15 protein-coding genes are annotated in these 14,537 nt (G+C 66.5%); 9 read left to right on the top strand and 6 right to left on the bottom strand.

Going from position 1 to position 14,537, the window contains the following annotated elements; translation table 11 throughout:
* Positions 1–92 precede the first annotated feature (92 nt).
* From FG93_RS01495 to FG93_RS01505, 3 genes are all read right to left on the bottom strand, one after another.
* Positions 93–1,472 carry a glutamate--cysteine ligase gene (locus tag FG93_RS01495; RefSeq protein WP_043231089.1) on the bottom strand — a complete coding sequence of 460 codons (1,380 nt, stop codon included), beginning with the start codon at positions 1,470–1,472 and terminating at the stop codon, positions 93–95.
* Between the two features lie 192 nt (positions 1,473–1,664).
* Positions 1,665–2,837 (bottom strand): carboxylate-amine ligase, encoded by a 1,173-nt coding sequence (locus FG93_RS01500; protein WP_052513204.1) that lies wholly within the window; start codon positions 2,835–2,837, stop codon positions 1,665–1,667.
* A 151-nt stretch (positions 2,838–2,988) separates the two neighbouring features.
* The gene (locus FG93_RS01505) at positions 2,989–3,735 is read right to left on the bottom strand and encodes a 16S rRNA (uracil(1498)-N(3))-methyltransferase (protein ID WP_152579287.1); all 747 of its coding nucleotides are present in this window, start codon (positions 3,733–3,735) and stop codon (positions 2,989–2,991) included.
* A gap of 207 nt (positions 3,736–3,942) precedes the next feature.
* Here FG93_RS01505 and FG93_RS01510 point away from each other — a divergent pair, with 207 nt between their 5' ends.
* Together FG93_RS01510 and ubiA are read left to right on the top strand one after the other, a co-directional pair.
* Positions 3,943–4,419, top strand: a complete 477-nt coding sequence (locus tag FG93_RS01510; protein ID WP_052513206.1) for a hypothetical protein — start codon at positions 3,943–3,945, stop codon at positions 4,417–4,419.
* A 7-nt stretch (positions 4,420–4,426) separates the two neighbouring features.
* Positions 4,427–5,392, top strand: coding sequence for a 4-hydroxybenzoate octaprenyltransferase (gene ubiA / locus FG93_RS01515; protein WP_052513208.1), 966 nt, complete (start codon positions 4,427–4,429; stop codon positions 5,390–5,392).
* Between the two features lie 19 nt (positions 5,393–5,411).
* On the opposite strand, the gene FG93_RS33120 is transcribed toward ubiA, so the two are convergent.
* Positions 5,412–5,933 (bottom strand): DUF6101 family protein, encoded by a 522-nt coding sequence (locus FG93_RS33120; protein ID WP_052513210.1) that lies wholly within the window; start codon positions 5,931–5,933, stop codon positions 5,412–5,414.
* 246 nt (positions 5,934–6,179) lie between these two features.
* Here FG93_RS33120 and FG93_RS01525 point away from each other — a divergent pair, with 246 nt between their 5' ends.
* The 5 genes from FG93_RS01525 (at position 6,180) to lpxK (ending at position 10,483) form a co-directional block, all read left to right on the top strand.
* A complete protein-coding gene (locus FG93_RS01525; RefSeq protein WP_043231734.1) occupies positions 6,180–7,007 on the top strand; it encodes a 3'(2'),5'-bisphosphate nucleotidase CysQ in 828 nt (275 codons plus the stop codon).
* 109 nt (positions 7,008–7,116) lie between these two features.
* Positions 7,117–7,359, top strand: coding sequence for a DUF4170 domain-containing protein (locus FG93_RS01530; protein ID WP_043231092.1), 243 nt, complete (start codon positions 7,117–7,119; stop codon positions 7,357–7,359).
* Between the two features lie 39 nt (positions 7,360–7,398).
* Positions 7,399–8,130, top strand: a complete 732-nt coding sequence (locus FG93_RS01535; protein WP_043231095.1) for a lysophospholipid acyltransferase family protein — start codon at positions 7,399–7,401, stop codon at positions 8,128–8,130.
* Entirely contained in the window at positions 8,127–9,431 is a 1,305-nt protein-coding gene (locus FG93_RS01540; RefSeq protein WP_043231097.1) for a 3-deoxy-D-manno-octulosonic acid transferase, read from the top strand. The genes FG93_RS01535 and FG93_RS01540 overlap by 4 nt, the downstream gene beginning before the upstream one ends.
* Positions 9,431–10,483, top strand: a complete 1,053-nt coding sequence (lpxK, locus tag FG93_RS01545) for a tetraacyldisaccharide 4'-kinase (RefSeq protein ID WP_043231101.1) — start codon at positions 9,431–9,433, stop codon at positions 10,481–10,483. The genes FG93_RS01540 and lpxK overlap by 1 nt, the downstream gene beginning before the upstream one ends.
* On the opposite strand, the gene FG93_RS31600 is transcribed toward lpxK, so the two are convergent.
* Complete coding sequence (locus FG93_RS31600) at positions 10,429–10,650, bottom strand: DUF2093 domain-containing protein (RefSeq protein WP_081881236.1); 222 nt, start codon at positions 10,648–10,650, stop codon at positions 10,429–10,431. The two genes, lpxK and FG93_RS31600, sit on opposite strands and share 55 nt — an antisense overlap.
* A 99-nt stretch (positions 10,651–10,749) precedes the next feature.
* On the opposite strand from FG93_RS31600, the gene FG93_RS01550 reads away from it, so the two are divergent.
* Positions 10,750–11,571 carry a dienelactone hydrolase family protein gene (locus FG93_RS01550; protein WP_043231103.1) on the top strand — a complete coding sequence of 274 codons (822 nt, stop codon included), beginning with the start codon at positions 10,750–10,752 and terminating at the stop codon, positions 11,569–11,571.
* Positions 11,572–11,594: 23 nt separating this feature from the next.
* Here FG93_RS01550 and xseA read toward each other — a convergent pair whose 3' ends face one another.
* Positions 11,595–13,124, bottom strand: a complete 1,530-nt coding sequence (xseA, locus tag FG93_RS01555; protein ID WP_052513211.1) for an exodeoxyribonuclease VII large subunit — start codon at positions 13,122–13,124, stop codon at positions 11,595–11,597.
* A gap of 92 nt (positions 13,125–13,216) precedes the next feature.
* On the opposite strand from xseA, the gene purD reads away from it, so the two are divergent.
* Positions 13,217–14,497, top strand: a complete 1,281-nt coding sequence (purD, locus tag FG93_RS01560; protein ID WP_043231104.1) for a phosphoribosylamine--glycine ligase — start codon at positions 13,217–13,219, stop codon at positions 14,495–14,497.
* Positions 14,498–14,537 lie beyond the last annotated feature (40 nt).

Genomic DNA, 14,537 nt, shown 5'->3' on the forward strand with positions numbered 1-14,537 from the left:
TCGCTCCGAAGCCTCGGAGAAAGCGTTAACGCCCGATGGCAAATGCCGGGAAACGCCGGGCTTGCCTGGGGATTCCGTGGCTGATCGGCCGTTTAGATGAGCAAATCCTTAAAGACCGGCTCGATACGCGCGTTCCACTCCCCGCGATAGCGATCAGCAAGATCCTGAGCCAGGCTGCGGCCGCTCTCGGCAATCGCGAGAACAGGATCGAGGAAACGCGTCTCGTCCTGGCCCTCGGCGTTCAGGCGGGCCCGGCGGGCGAGACCAGCGCGCGACAATTCCAGAACCTGCTGTGCAATCTCGCGCGCGCTGCGGCCGGCGACCGTCGCGGCGAGACCCGCCGCAGGCACGGCGTCACGCAGGCCTTGACGGTCCTCGTTGCTCCAGCCCTTGACCAGGTCCCAGGCGGAGTCGAGTGCAGCCTGGTCATAGAGCAGTCCGACCCAGAAGGCGGGCAGCGCGTTCAGTAAGGCGGGCGGGCCGGCATCCGCACCCCGCATTTCCAGAAAGCGCTTCAGCCGAACCTCGGGGAACAATGTCGACAGGTGGTTGGCCCAATCGGACATGGTGGCATGCTCGCCCGGAAGCTGCGGCAGCCGGCCCGCGAGCAGATCGCGGAAGGATGCACCGGTCACGTCGTGGTAGACCGGCCCGCGCTTGACGAAATACATCGGCACGTCGAGCGCCCAGTCGACATACCCCTCATAGGACATGCCCTCATCGAACACGAACGGCAGCATGCCGGAGCGGGCATTGTCGGTATCGCGCCAGATTTCGGATCGCACCGACTGGAAGCCGTTGAGCTTGCCTTCGGTGAAGGGCGAGGAGGCGAAGAGCGCCGTTGCAACCGGCTGCAGGGCAATCGAGACCCTGAGCTTCTTCACCATGTCCGCCTCGTCGGCGAAATCGAGGTTCACCTGCACGGTGCAGGTACGGAACATCATGTCGAGGCCGCGCGTGCCGACCTTCGGCATGTAGTTGGCCATGATGCGGTAGCGGCCCTTCGGCATGACCGGGGTCTGCTCCCGTGTCCAGAGCGGCGAGTGGCCGAGCGCCAGGAAGCCAATGCCATGAGGCTCGGCGACCGCCTTCACATCGGCAAGATGCGCTGCAAGCTCCGCAGCCGTTTCATGCAGCGTCTCGACCGGTGCGCCGGAGAGTTCGAACTGGCCACCGGGCTCAAGCGAGATTGCCCCGCCACCTTCGGGCCCAGCCAGGCCGATGATATGGCCATCGTCAATGATAGGCTCCCAGCCGAGCCTCTGCTGCATGCCTTCAAGCAGGTGCCGGATGCCGCCCGCCGCGCCGCGCCCCTCGTAAGGCACTGCGCCGATATCGGCACGGTAGAACGGGAACTTCTCGTGCTCGGTGCCGATCCGGAAGGCGGAACGAGGCTTTTCGCCTGCCGCAATCCAGCCGATCAGTTCGGACTTCGACGCGATCGGGGTAGAATCGGACACATCGCGAGCCATGGGCGCTCCGGCAGGACGATAGGACGGCCGACATCTCGCGCGCACCAGACGGTACGGGCGAGGCCGGCCCAGGAAGCGTCAGACATATGCGACCACCGAACAGAGGACAACGACCTCCGTCCCGCGTTCGTGGAAGGAGTTTGCTTGCGCAAATGCACAACGCACATGCCCGCATCCCGCACGCGCTTGCGTTCAGGCCACCCCACGCAGGAGTTGGTTTGTGTCCTGCGGCCGGCTTGCGCCATCGCTTCGTGTCTCCGACGCCAGCCAGTCGATGACCGAGACCAGCCCTCCGCCGTCACCGCCGGTGCGCGCGCGGGCTTCCTCGAAGATGGCGAGCTGCCGATCCGCACTCGTGCCCTGGGTCGCGATCGTACGGCAGTCGCCAAGCTCAGTGGTGCAGCCGAGTGCCGCCGCATCATCCGAGAGCTGTTCGATCAGTTCGTCGACCAGGCTCGGAACCGAGCGCATTCCCCTGCTCTCAGGGCAAATCAGCCCTCCATGGATCCCATAACGCTGGGCCCGCCAGACATTCTCCACTGCGATGGCGCGTGCAGCCGCAGTCGGATCGGCGTTGAGCCGAGGCTTCCTGCAGAGGTGCCGAACAAGGCAACGATAGAGGGCCGCGATGGCCAACGTGTCGTCCAGGCGCGTGCAGCTGTCGGCGATGCGCATTTCCAGCGTCGGATGCTTCGCGGATGGGCGAATCGCCCACCAGATATAACTGGCATCCTTGATCGCTCCGGCCGCGACCAAGGTATCGACATAGGCGTGGTAGTCGGCAGGTTCGAGGAAAAGTTCCGGCAAGCCCGTGCGTGGTAATTCGGCGTAGGCCGATAACCTGTAGCCCAACAGGCCGGTGCGCCGCCCCTGCCAGAAGGGCGAAGAGGTGGACAGCGCGAGAATCACCGGAAGGAAAGGCATGATCCGCCCCATCAGGCGGATGCGCTGATCTTCGTCCGGCACCTCGACATGGACGTGGAGCCCACAGAGCTGATTGCGACTGCCGAGCATCTGGAGCTCGCGCATCAGCTTGTCATAGCGTGCCGCCTCGGTGGCACGCTGCCGCGACCAGACCGCGCTCGGATGCGTGCCGCAGGCGAGCAGGAGCAGGTCATACGCCAGAGCTATGCGCGCAAGGCCGGTCCGCAGCGTGGCAAGCGACCGCCTCGCCTCTTCCATCGTCTCGCAGACTGGCGTCGCCACCTCGATCTGGGACTGCAGCATCTCCCGCTGGACTTCGCTGGGAAACGCTTGGTGCACGGCATCGAGAAATGCCGGCGAGATCTTCCGGACGATGCCGCGGGTCGTGACATCGGACAGGAAATACTCTTCTTCGATACCGAAGCGGCAGGCTTGGCTCATCTCATGGTCCTCGCGGGGTCGTGGATCCACGGGGGGAGGCCCTCGCGCGCAAAACCGGCCCTTAACGAGCCGGTTCGATGATACCGCGACGAATGTGGACCTTCCTCCCCGACCATCCAACGCGGAAATCGGCCCGCCGTTCCCTACATGCTCAGCCCGGCGTCGAGACCCAGTCGCCTAAAGTCGCCTGGACCAGGGCAAGCGCCGCGACCGCGGCCGTATCGGCGCGCAGGATGCGCGGTCCAAGGGAAATACGCATCGTATTAGGGCGAGACAGCACTCTTTGACGCTCCTCATCGTCAAAGCCGCCTTCGGGACCAATCAACAGGGCGAGCGGAGCCGGCGGACATTCCGCCAGCGCGCTCACGGGACTCGCCGCAGCCATGTCCTCGTCGCAGAAGATCAGCAGGCGCTCGGGCTCGAGAGCGGCCAGCGCCGCATCGAGCGCCTGCTCGGAACGAATGTCCGGCAGGGCCAGGATGCCGCATTGCTCGGCAGCCTCGATGGCATTGGCCCTGAGGCGTTCGATGTTCAACCGCGAAACCTGCGTGCGCCGGGTGAGCACCGGCTGCAGCACGCCGGCCCCCATCTCCACGGCCTTCTGAGCCATGTAATCGAGCCGGGCATGTTTCAGCGGTGCGAAGAGATAATGCAGGTTGGGCACGAGGGTCTGGCGCCGTACCTGCCGCCGCGGGCGCAGGCTCGCCTGCTTTCTCCCTTCCGGGACGATCTCGGCAAGCCATTCGCCGTCGCGCCCGTTGAAGACAAGAACGCCGTCGCCATCGCGCAGGCGCAGGACGTTGAGAAGATAATTGGCCTGCTCCCGCTCGAGAGGAACGGGCGCATCCTGGACCAACGCGGAATCGAGATAGAGCCGATGTTTCGGCAGGTCTGGCATCGGCATAGGCGCAAACAGTCTCCCTCTTGCGACAGCAGCCGATCTTGCGATGCCATTGCGGCGGGAAAGTCGCCACATTCTTCGTTTATTCGCAAGAGTCGGTGACAGAATTTGGTTCGATGTTGCCTGACGCTTGGCGAGACCGCCCCTCTGCTGATATGGAGTGCGCGGTTCCAGGAACCCTCACCGATTGGGAGCAGGACTATTATGCGGCGATACGTGGCCTCGGGGTTGTTTGCGACGCTCGGCTTGGCAGCGGCGACATTCCTCCACGTCAGCCCCGCGAGCGCTCAAGCCTCGGGCTGCGAACAGCTTCAAAAGCTGCTGCAGGAGCGGCAGTCGATTGTCGCGCGGTTGAACAGCGCCTCCAAGGCGAAGCGCAAGCTGACGCCGGCTGAAGCCTGCGGCACGCTCGGCAGCCTCGTCAACAACGGCAACGCCACCCTCAAATTCGCAACCGCCAATCAGGACTGGTGCCAGATTCCGCCGACCTTCATGGACGGCATGAAGGCCGACAACGAGAAGGCGGCAGGGTTCCGCAATCAGGCCTGCAATGCGGTCAAGCAGCAGGCGGCCATGCAGCGCAAGGCGCAGCAGCAGGCCCAGCAGCAGGGTAACAATCCGTTCGGTGGCGGCGATGCGGTGACCGGCGGCCCGATGCGGGTGCCGCAGGGCGCCCTCTGATCTCGCCATGGCCCTGGCCTCGAAGCCGGCCGGCACGCCCTTGACTGATGCGCCCCTACCCGACGCCCTGAAAGGCCATTGGGTCGATACCCGGGCGCCGGGCTGGCTGCGCCCTTATCTCAAGCTTGCCCGTATCGAGCGCCCGATCGGCTGGTGGCTGCTGCTCCTACCCTGCTGGTGGGCCGCGGGGCTTGCAGCCATCGAAAGCGGCAGCGCGTTTCCCAATCCCTGGCACTGCCTGCTTTTCCTGATTGGCGCCGTCGTGATGCGGGCCGCCGGCTCGACCTTCAACGATATCGTCGACCGCAAGCTCGATGCGCAGGTGGCGCGAACGCGCGGACGCCCGTTGCCCTCCGGGCAGATCACAACCAGGGCAGCCGCGCTCTTCATGGTCGCGCTGTCATTGGTCGGGCTGCTGATCCTCGTCCAGTTCAATCGCTTCACGATCCTGCTCGGCATCGCCTCGCTGGCGATCGTCGCGATCTATCCCTTCATGAAGCGCATCACCAACATGCCGCAGTTCGTGCTGGGGCTCGCCTTCTCATGGGGCGGACTCATGGGCTGGAGTGCGGTGTTCGGGCGGCTCGACCCGCCTGCCTACCTGATCTACGCAGCCGCGATCGTCTGGACGATCGGCTACGACACCATCTACGCGATGCAGGACATCGAGGATGATGTCATCGCCGGCATCAAATCGAGCGCCCGCTATTTCGGGACCTGGACGCGCGAAGCGGTCGGCCTCTGTTTCACGCTCTCTGTTGCACTCGCCGGCTTGGCAACCTGGAGCGCGGGCGGCGGCGCCATGGCCTGGATTGGCCTTGCGGCCTTCGCCATGCATCTCGCCTGGCAGGTTTCCCGGATCCAGGGCGCGACCTCTCCGGTCGCGCTGGGACTGTTCCGCTCAAACCGCAATGCCGGTCTGCTGCTGGCCGGCGGCTATGCGCTCGATGCGTTGAGCCGCTCGTTCTTTTGAAATAGAGCCGTGTCGCGGCTCAATCCGTCAACCGCTCGCCGGAGACGATGACCGGCCGCGCCGGGAGCTGCGCGGTCTTGCGCCGCGTCAGGAAGCGCGGGCGGCGGCCATTGAGAAAGGCGTGCCGACGGCGGATGCGGATCGGCCCCAGTGCCAGCCGTCCGAGTTGCGGAAAGGGCTCGGTGATCACACCATCGACGGATTCGAGCAACAGCGGCAAACCGCTGCTGCGACCACAATCGCGCCAGTGCGCCACTGCATCTTCAGCATCGAAGACCGCGACGCTGATCGCACGGCCGTCGCCGGCCGTCAGTGCAAGCTCGAGGCGTTCATCTTCGCCGGACGGATTGGCCAGCCGCAGCGCAATGCCGCGCCAGCCAGGGTTTCCGCGCAAGATCCTCACCGAGGCGATGCGCTCGATACGGGGCGCCTCGACCTGCGCCGGCATCGGATTGCGCGCGACTATGCTGCTGTGGTTCGGGCAGCCGGGAAGGTTCGGCGCAAAGCCGACCTCCCCGGCAGCCGGCGTGACGCTGGCCATCGGTTTTACGCCTCTCATGTCCCTGCTGCGCGGAGCCCTCTGTGAAGTCCGGGGCTCTCGTGCTTGCAGGGTGGAGAGTGGACCGCAGCCCTATCCGAGCGCTTAAGAGCTTCGGTTAAAGGAATGTGTTGCGCTCGTTTTGGGGCCCATACAGGCCGCTATCCGACGTGATGCTTGATGGAATCTTTCGCAATTGCGCTGCTTTTTCATCTTGAAACCGCAACAGCGAGGCTCGATAGGGAGCGCATGACTTCGCAAACGCTGCCTGTCGCCCCCGATCTGCTGCCTCAAGTTCGGGAAAGCTGCATCGAGGCGGGTGCGCTGGCGCTCGAACTTTTCCGCCCAGGCGCCAAGACCGCGGCGCGGACATGGTCGAAGAGCGGCGGCTCGCCTGTCACCGAAGCCGACATCGCCGTCGATACCTTCCTGCGGATCAGGCTCTCGGAATTGCTGCCGGAGGCCGCATGGCTGTCGGAGGAGACGGTCGACGACGCGCAACGCTTGTCCCGCCGCCTCGTCTGGGTCGTCGACCCCATCGATGGAACGCGCGCCTTCATGGCGGGCTCGCCCGACTGGGCGGTTTGCGTTGCCCTCCTCGCTGATGGCGTTCCCGTCACCGGCGTCGTCCATGCGCCCGCCTGCGACGCGACCTATACGGCGCGACGGCACGGCGGCGCGCACCGCAACGGCCAGCCGATCGCGACGACCCGCCTCACCGAGCTCGGCGGCGCTCGCATTGCAGGGCCAAAGCCGATGCTCGACGCTCTGGCACGGATCGACACCTTCGAAGCTGCCGAGAAGATCCCTTCGCTCGCACTCAGGCTGACACGGATCGCGGATGGCACGATCGATGCCGGGCTGGTCTCCCCCGATGCGCGGGACTGGGACCTCGCTGCAGCCCATCTCGTGCTGGACGAAGCCGGAGGGCGGCTCAGCGACGGGATCGGCAACCCTGTCGTCTATAACCGCGAGGCACCGATCCACGGCATGCTTGTCGCCAGTGGCGAAGGGCTCGCGGAGCCGTTGCTTGCTGCCATGCAGCGTCTGCGCGAGACCCCGCCGCAAGGCTCATGAACGCACGCCGCCTCGGACAATTTCAACCCGGCTCAATCGGCACTCGCACCGCCCGCGCGGATAGCTTATCTGGTGCCGCGGCAGAGCCTCATTCCCGCTGGAGAGACCCATGAACGCGGACACCGACCAGAAGCAGCTTCTTCATCTCGTCTTCGGCGGCGAGCTGAGTTCCCTTGAAGGCATCACCTTCAAGGACCTGTCGAAGCTCGACATCGTCGGCATCTATCCGAACTATGCGACCGCCCATGCGGCCTGGAAGGCCAAGGCGCAGGCAACCGTCGACCAGGCTCAGATGCGCTACTTCGTCGTGCACCTGCATCGCCTGCTCGATCCCGAGACCGCGAAGTCCTGAGCCGCGCGGCAGGCATCCAGCGGTTCGGAAGCGGAGTTCATGGGCTTTTCCATCCTCAAGACGCGCGTGGCGCAAGAGACGCTCGGCCGGTTGCTGGCCGGCTATCTCAAACTCGTCCGCCGCACAAATCGAACCGTTGTCGAACCGGCCGACATCTATGACCATGTCCGGCCGGAGTTGCCGCTGATCATCGCGATGTGGCACGGCCAGCACATCATGATCCCCTTCGCGCGGCCAGATTGGATGCCGGCCTGCTCCCTGGTTTCTCGCCACGGAGATGGCGGCTTCAACGCGGTGGCGCTGCGCGAACTCGGCATCGGCGCCATCCGCGGCTCCGGAGCACTGGGCCGCAAGGTCCGCGAGAAGGGTGGCGCGAGCGCATTTCTCGCCATGGTTCGGCGCCTGGCCGCCGGCGACACCATGGTGCTCACCGCCGACATTCCCAAGCGCGCCCGCATCGCGGGCCCTGGCATCATCGCGCTCGCCAAGGCATCGGGGCGCCCGATCCATCCGGTTGCCGTGGTGACGAGCCGGCGCATCGACTTCAACAGCTGGGACCGCGCCTCGATCGGCCTGCCCTTCGGCCGCTGCGCGATCGTGGTCGGCGATCCGATCCGGATCGCGCGCGATGCCGACGAGGCCGCGAGCGAAGCTGCCCGTCTCGCGCTCCAGGCAGGGCTCGATGCGGTCCATGCCCGCGCCTATGAGCTGGTCGGTTCCCGCGATCCCGGTGCGGGACTCCGCGCTGCAACAGGAGCCAAGGCGGCATGAGCGGCAAGGGCCCCTTCCTCAGAGCCTACCGCATGGCGACCGCGCTGTTCGAGCCGGCCGCCGCGGGCCTGCTGGTCTGGCGCCGTCGTCGCGGCAAGGAAGACCCGACGCGCTTTGCCGAGCGCCGCGGCTATCCCGGCGTCCAAAGGCCCGACCAGACGCTGGTCTGGCTGCATGGCGCCAGCGTCGGCGAGACGGTGACGCTGCTGCCCTTGATCGAGCGCCTGCAGCGGCGCGGACTGGCCGTTCTCGTGACCTCCGGCACCGTGACCTCTGCGCGGCTGCTCGCGGCACGCCTGCCGGCCGGCGCCGTCCATCAGTACCTGCCGCTCGACGTGCCGCGCTACATGCGCCGCTTCCTGGACTATTGGCGGCCGGCAATGGGTCTGATCTGCGAATCCGAGATCTGGCCCAATATGGTGATCGAGGCGCGCAAGCGGGATATTCCGCTCGTCCTGGTCAATGCCCGGATGTCGGAACGCTCCTTCAAGCGCTGGTACAGGGCGCCCAGAACCTCGCGCTTCCTGCTCTCCAGCTTCGAATCCTGCCTTGCCCAGTCGCAGGGCGACGGCGAGCGCCTTGCCCAGCTCGGCGCGCCCCGTGTCAGCATCGCCGGCAATCTGAAATTCGATGTCGCGGCACCTCCGGCCGACCCGAACACGCTCGCGATCCTCGACGGGCTGACGGCCGGCCGGCCGATCTGGATTGCCGCCAGCACGCATCCCGGCGAAGAAGAACAGATCCTGTCGGCCCATCTTGGCATCAAGCCGCATGTACCGAAGCTGCTCACGATCATCGCTCCCCGGCACCCGCAGCGCGGCCAGGAGATCGAGGACCTCGCCCGGGCCAACGGTGTCGCCGTCGCGCGGCGCGCGGCTGGAGAGATGCCGGACCCCGATATCGAGCTCTATATCGCCGATACGGTCAACGAGCTCGGCCTCTTCTATCGCCTCTCGCAGGTGGCCTTCCTTGGCGGTTCGCTCGTGCCGATGATCGGCGGACATAATCCAATCGAACCCGCCAAACTCGGCTGCGCCCTGCTGCACGGGCCATATGTCCACAACAACGCAGAGATCTTCTCCGCCTTCGATCAAGGCGGCGGCGCGCGCGAAGTCCCCGACGTGCAGGCGCTCGCGGGCGCGGTGCACCGTTGGCTCAGCGACCCGGCGGCCGCACGGCAGGCAGCGCGCGCGGCGGGGCAAACCAGCAAACTACTCGGCGGCGCACTGAGCCGCACGGAACAGGCCATCGAACCGCTCTTGATGCGCGTCGCTCTTGGCCAGCGCGAGATCGACAGCTGATGCGCGCGCCGGCGTTCTGGTGGCAGCCTCGGCCGAGCCTTCTTGCCCGGCTGCTGCAACCGATCGGCTCTCTCTACGGCGCGCTCACCGCGCGCCGGATGCGCCAGACCGGTACCGATGCTGGCGTCCCGGTGATCTGTGTCGGGAATTTCATCGCAGGCGGCGCCGGCAAGACGCCGACGGCAATCGCCCTCGCTGCGCTCGCGACCGCCCGCGGAGAAACCCCCTTCGTCTTGATGCGGGGCTATGGTGGACGGCTCGCCGGGCCAGTCGAAGTGGACAGGCGTCACCACGATGCAAGCGGCGTCGGGGACGAGGCCCTGCTGATGGCGTCTGCCGCCCGCACCGTGGTCGCCCGCGACCGGCCGGCCGGAGCCGCCTTCGCCAAGGCGTTCGGCGCAAGCCTGATCATCATGGATGACGGGTTGCAGAACCCCTCGCTCACCAAACAACTGCGATTGGCCGTCGTCGATGGCGCGAGCGGGACCGGCAACGGATTGTGCCTGCCGGCTGGCCCATTGCGGGCGCCGCTGGCCGAGCAGTTGTCGATGATCGATGCGATCCTGCTGATCGGCGCGGGCGAGGCGGGTGAGACGGTCGCCGCCGCTGCCCACGAGTCCGGCAAGCCGGTCCTGCGCGCACGCCTTGCGCTGACGGCAGAAATCGCAAGCCGACTTCATGGTCAGGCCGTTCTGGCGGTCTCAGGGATCGGTCGACCGGAGAAATTCAGCGCGACCCTGCGCGAGGCCGGCGCCGAGATTCGCGCCGAACTCATTTTCGGCGATCACCACGCCTACACCGCCGACAACGTTGCCAGGATCATCCGTGAGGCGGCGGCGCAGGATTGCCTGGTGGCAACCACTGAAAAGGACATGACAAAACTCGCAGCACTCTGGCCGCTTGCGGAGCAACACCGCTTGCTGGCGATCCCCGTTTCGCTCACCTTCGACGAACCGAGCGAGATCACCCGCCTGCTCGATGGCGTGAAGGCGGGCTCTCAGCCACGCCCGGCGCGGCGCAGCCGCAATAGCACGGCCTCCGGAGAAACATAGGCTTCCTGCCACTCGACCGACCAGTACCGCAGGTCATCGAGCTTGATCGGAGCGCCTGTCACGGCGCAGCGCACGAAGGCGCCGGGGCGCACGACACGAAATTCGCCGTGACCATAGTCGACGGCAGCTTCGGGTCCCGGCACGGGAGGACGCTCGCTGATGTTCATCTGTAAGATCGAAAACCGTTGCTCAGGGAATGAATTATCCGATAACTCGGAGCTGTGATAGCGTTCCTGCCGATGATGTCCAGTCTCGTCCGACACGTCATGGCCCTTACAGGCCTCGCGCTGCTTTGGTGCGCGCCCGCGTCTGCGGGCGGCTATGAGCGCGTTCGCATCCCGGTCGAGGAAGGACAGCTGGACGGCGTGCTGTACCGCCCAAACGGTCCAGGGCCATTCCCGGCCGTGGTTGCCCTGCATGGTTGCGGCGGCCTGTGGCGAGACAATGGCAAATTATCCGCCCGGCATTCGGACTGGGGCGAACGGCTGGCTGCAGCCGGCTTCGTCGTGCTGATGCCGGACAGCTACGGCTCGCGCAAGCTCGGCTCGCAATGCGGTGTCAAGGAACTGACGGTTCGGGCGAGCCGTGAGCGCGTGGCGGATGCGACAGCGTCACGGCAATGGCTGCAGGCCCGCGACGATGTGCGCAACAAGGAGATCGCCCTGCTCGGCTGGTCCGGAGGCGGCTCCACCGTGCTGACCGCGATCCGCAAGGACCGGCGCCCGGCTGACGGCCAACCCGATTTCGCGCGCGCGGTCGCCTTCTATCCGGGCTGCCGCTTCCAATCGGAATCCGCCAGTTTCTCGGCCAGGCTGCCGACCCTCATCCTGATGGGCGACGCGGACGACTGGACGCCACCCGCGCCCTGCGACCATCTCGCCAGGGCGGCACGGGCGCGCGGCGAAGCCATCGAACTCGTCCTCTATCCCGGCGCGCTGCATGATTTCGATCACCCTCGCCTTGAGGTGAAGGAGCGCAGCGACGTGGCCTATTCCGCGACCGGGACCGGCAAGGTCACGGTGGGGACGCATCCTGAAGCCCGCGATGATGCGATCAAGCGCGTCAAGAGCTTCCTGATGGGGCGTTGAGCGACCCCGTGCCGTCCCGGCAGCTAGAAGAGATCGCCTTGTCCGCTGCGCGGGATCTCCCGGCGCGGCGCGCGAGCCGGCCGCAGCAACGGCCCCTCCCCGCCCGCGGCGACCGTGACATCGAAGCTTCCGTCGCTGACCTGAACGCTGAGCCCCAGGCCGGGCTTGGCTTGCTCCACGCCGCGAATGAGCGCCCCCGATCCATCGCGCACCAGCGCATAACCGCGCGCCAGGACGGCTTGGGGCCCGAGCGAGCGGACCAGGCTCCAGGCCGATTCAAGTCTGTCGCGACGGCGCCCCAGGCCTTGGGCAAGAGCGCGCCTCGCCCTTAGCGACAGCTCGTCGGTGCGCTCATGGGCCCGCTGGAGGCGCAGCCGTTCCGCCCTCAACAAGGCGTCACGCCCGGCCCGCAGGCGGCTTGAGAGGCCATCAAGCCTTGCCACATAGGTCGCGAGCCGGACCGATGGAGATTGTCGCATGAGCCTTTGCGACAGAGCCGCGAGCCGTTGCTCGTAAGCCCGCGCGTTGCGCGCCAATGCCGGCGCAAGGCGCGCCGCGGCCAGATCGAGCCGCTGCCGCGGGCCGGAGAGCACCGCCTCCGGTCCCGGCAAGGCCCGGGCAAGCGCGCGCAGATCGCTGCGGCGGCGATCGGAGAGGCGGCGCATCGCCCCCGCCTGACGACGGGAGAGATCGGCGATCAGCGCCATCAGATCGGCGCGAACCGGCACGACCTTTTCGGCGGCCCCGGTGGGGGTCGGCGCGCGCAGGTCGGCGGCGTGGTCGATCAGGGTCCAGTCGGTTTCGTGACCGACTGCAGAGACGAGCGGGATCCGCGAGGCGGCAGCGGCGCGCACCACGATCTCCTCGTTGAAGCCCATCAGGTCCTCGAGCGAACCGCCGCCGCGCGCGACGATGATCACGTCAGGGCGCGGGATTCGCCCGCCTTCCGGCAATGCGTTGAAACCGGCAATCGCGGCCGCCACTTCGGCCGCACTCGTCTCACCCTGAACGCGCACCGGCCAGACCAGGACGTGGCGGGGAAAGCGATCCTCCAATCGGTGCAGGATGTCGCGGATGACCGCGCCGGTCGGCGAGGTCACCACACCGACGACGCGCGGCAGATAGGGGACAAGCTGCTTGCGTCCTTCATCGAACAGGCCTTCGGCAGCGAGCATCTTGCGACGCTCCTCCAGCAACGCCATCAACGCGCCGACACCGGCCGGCTCCAGCGAATCGACGACGATCTGGTAGCTCGACTTGCCGGCGAAGGTCGTGATCTTGCCGGTGGCGATGACCTCAAGCCCCTCCTGAGGCCGTGTCTTCAGCCGCCCGAAGACGCCCTTCCAGATCACGGCGTCGATCTTGGCGTTCTGGTCCTTCAGCGAGAAATAGACATGCCCCGAGGCGACCGGGCCGCGATAGCCTGAAATCTCGCCACGCACCCTGACAAAGCCGAAAGCGTCCTCCAGCGTGCGCTTGAGCGCACCCGACAGGTCGGAAACCGACCATTCCGGCGCATTGGAGGGCTGGGTGTCGGGCGATTCGATATCCATTGCGCGACCATAGCGGTCGCAGCGGCCGAGCAGAAGCGTTGCCCCGCGCGGCTGCGAAGGCTATTGCGCGCGGAGCAAGCGGAGACGGCGCGATGAATATCCTTCTGATCGGTTCCGGCGGACGCGAACATGCGCTCGCCTGGGCGATATCCGGCTCGCCGCTCTGCGACCGGCTCCTTGTCGCGCCCGGCAATCCCGGCACCGCGCAATGCGGCGCGAATGTTGCCCTCGATATCGCCGACCACGCCGCGGTCGTCGCCTTCTGCAAGCAGGAGAAGGTCGACCTCGTCGTGATCGGACCGGAAGGACCGCTCGTCGCCGGCATCGCCGATGATCTCGTCGCAGCCGGCATCAAGACCTTCGGCCCCTCGAAGGCGGCCGCCCAGCTCGAAGGCTCGAAGGGCTTCACCAAGGAACTCTGTGCCGAGTTCGACATCCCGACCGCGGCCTTCGGACGCTTCAGTGATGCGGCATCCGCAAAAGCCTATGTCAGGGCCCAGGGCGCGCCGATCGTGATCAAGGCCGACGGACTCGCCGCCGGCAAGGGCGTGGTGATGGCGCAGACCCTGGACGAGGCCGATGCCGCTATCGAGATGATGTTCTCGGGCGGCTTCGGCGCGGCCGGCGCCGAAGTGGTGATCGAGGAATGGATGATCGGCGAGGAGGCGAGCTTCTTCTCACTCTGCGACGGCAGCCATGCACTGCCGCTCGCCTCGGCTCAGGACCATAAGCGCGTCGGCGACGGCGACACCGGTCCGAACACCGGCGGCATGGGCGCGTATTCGCCCGCCCCAGTCATGACCAGAGCCCTGGAAGACCGGGTCATGGCCGAGATCATCGCACCGACGCTCGCGGGAATGCAGAAGCGCGGTGCGCCGTTCAAGGGCGTGCTTTACGCCGGGCTGATGATCACGGCGCAGGGGCCGAAGCTGATCGAGTACAATGTCCGCTTCGGCGACCCGGAATGCGAGGTGCTGATGCCGCGCCTGAAGAGCGACATCGTGCCGGCCTTTCTCGCCGCCTGCGACGGTGTGCTCGATTCCTTCGATCTGCGCTGGCTGGACGAAGCCGCGCTGACCGTTGTGCTGGCAGCGCGGGGCTATCCCGAGACGCCCGAGAAGGGCAGCATCATTCGGGGTATCGAGAAGGCCGAGGCTGACGACGACGTCCTCGTCTTCCATGCCGGAACGAAGCAGTCCGGGACCGACATTATTGCCGATGGCGGGCGCGTGCTCAACGTCGTTGGCCTCGGCAAGAACGTCAGCGAGGCCCAGCAACGCGCCTATGCCGCGGTCGACGCAATCGACTGGCCGGAAGGTTTCTGCCGCCGCGACATCGGATGGCAGGCGGTCAAACGGGAGCAGGAAGGCTGAACATCCCCGCTCTTCGAGGGTGAGGATTTCAGCCGGACTG

The sequence above is a fragment of the Allobosea sp. LC85 genome, from assembly GCF_000735605.1.
Taxonomy (GTDB): Bacteria; Pseudomonadota; Alphaproteobacteria; order Rhizobiales; family Beijerinckiaceae; genus Allobosea.

What these genes read in the sequence shown, in the direction of transcription:
- xseA (WP_052513211.1), bottom strand. Translation starts at nt 13,124, where the DNA reads ATGGATATCGAATCGCCCGACACCCAGCCCTCCAATGCGCCGGAATGG.
- FG93_RS01525 (WP_043231734.1), top strand. Translation starts at nt 6,180, where the DNA reads ATGACTTCGCAAACGCTGCCTGTCGCCCCCGATCTGCTGCCTCAAGTT.
- FG93_RS01530 (WP_043231092.1), top strand. Translation starts at nt 7,117, where the DNA reads ATGAACGCGGACACCGACCAGAAGCAGCTTCTTCATCTCGTCTTCGGC.
- FG93_RS01500 (WP_052513204.1), bottom strand. Translation starts at nt 2,837, where the DNA reads ATGAGCCAAGCCTGCCGCTTCGGTATCGAAGAAGAGTATTTCCTGTCC.
- FG93_RS01535 (WP_043231095.1), top strand. Translation starts at nt 7,399, where the DNA reads ATGGGCTTTTCCATCCTCAAGACGCGCGTGGCGCAAGAGACGCTCGGC.
- FG93_RS01550 (WP_043231103.1), top strand. Translation starts at nt 10,750, where the DNA reads ATGGCCCTTACAGGCCTCGCGCTGCTTTGGTGCGCGCCCGCGTCTGCG.
- FG93_RS01495 (WP_043231089.1), bottom strand. Translation starts at nt 1,472, where the DNA reads ATGGCTCGCGATGTGTCCGATTCTACCCCGATCGCGTCGAAGTCCGAA.
- ubiA (WP_052513208.1), top strand. Translation starts at nt 4,427, where the DNA reads ATGGCCCTGGCCTCGAAGCCGGCCGGCACGCCCTTGACTGATGCGCCC.
- lpxK (WP_043231101.1), top strand. Translation starts at nt 9,431, where the DNA reads ATGCGCGCGCCGGCGTTCTGGTGGCAGCCTCGGCCGAGCCTTCTTGCC.
- FG93_RS31600 (WP_081881236.1), bottom strand. Translation starts at nt 10,650, where the DNA reads ATGAACATCAGCGAGCGTCCTCCCGTGCCGGGACCCGAAGCTGCCGTC.
- purD (WP_043231104.1), top strand. Translation starts at nt 13,217, where the DNA reads ATGAATATCCTTCTGATCGGTTCCGGCGGACGCGAACATGCGCTCGCC.
- FG93_RS33120 (WP_052513210.1), bottom strand. Translation starts at nt 5,933, where the DNA reads ATGGCCAGCGTCACGCCGGCTGCCGGGGAGGTCGGCTTTGCGCCGAAC.
- FG93_RS01505 (WP_152579287.1), bottom strand. Translation starts at nt 3,735, where the DNA reads ATGCCAGACCTGCCGAAACATCGGCTCTATCTCGATTCCGCGTTGGTC.
- FG93_RS01510 (WP_052513206.1), top strand. Translation starts at nt 3,943, where the DNA reads ATGCGGCGATACGTGGCCTCGGGGTTGTTTGCGACGCTCGGCTTGGCA.
- FG93_RS01540 (WP_043231097.1), top strand. Translation starts at nt 8,127, where the DNA reads ATGAGCGGCAAGGGCCCCTTCCTCAGAGCCTACCGCATGGCGACCGCG.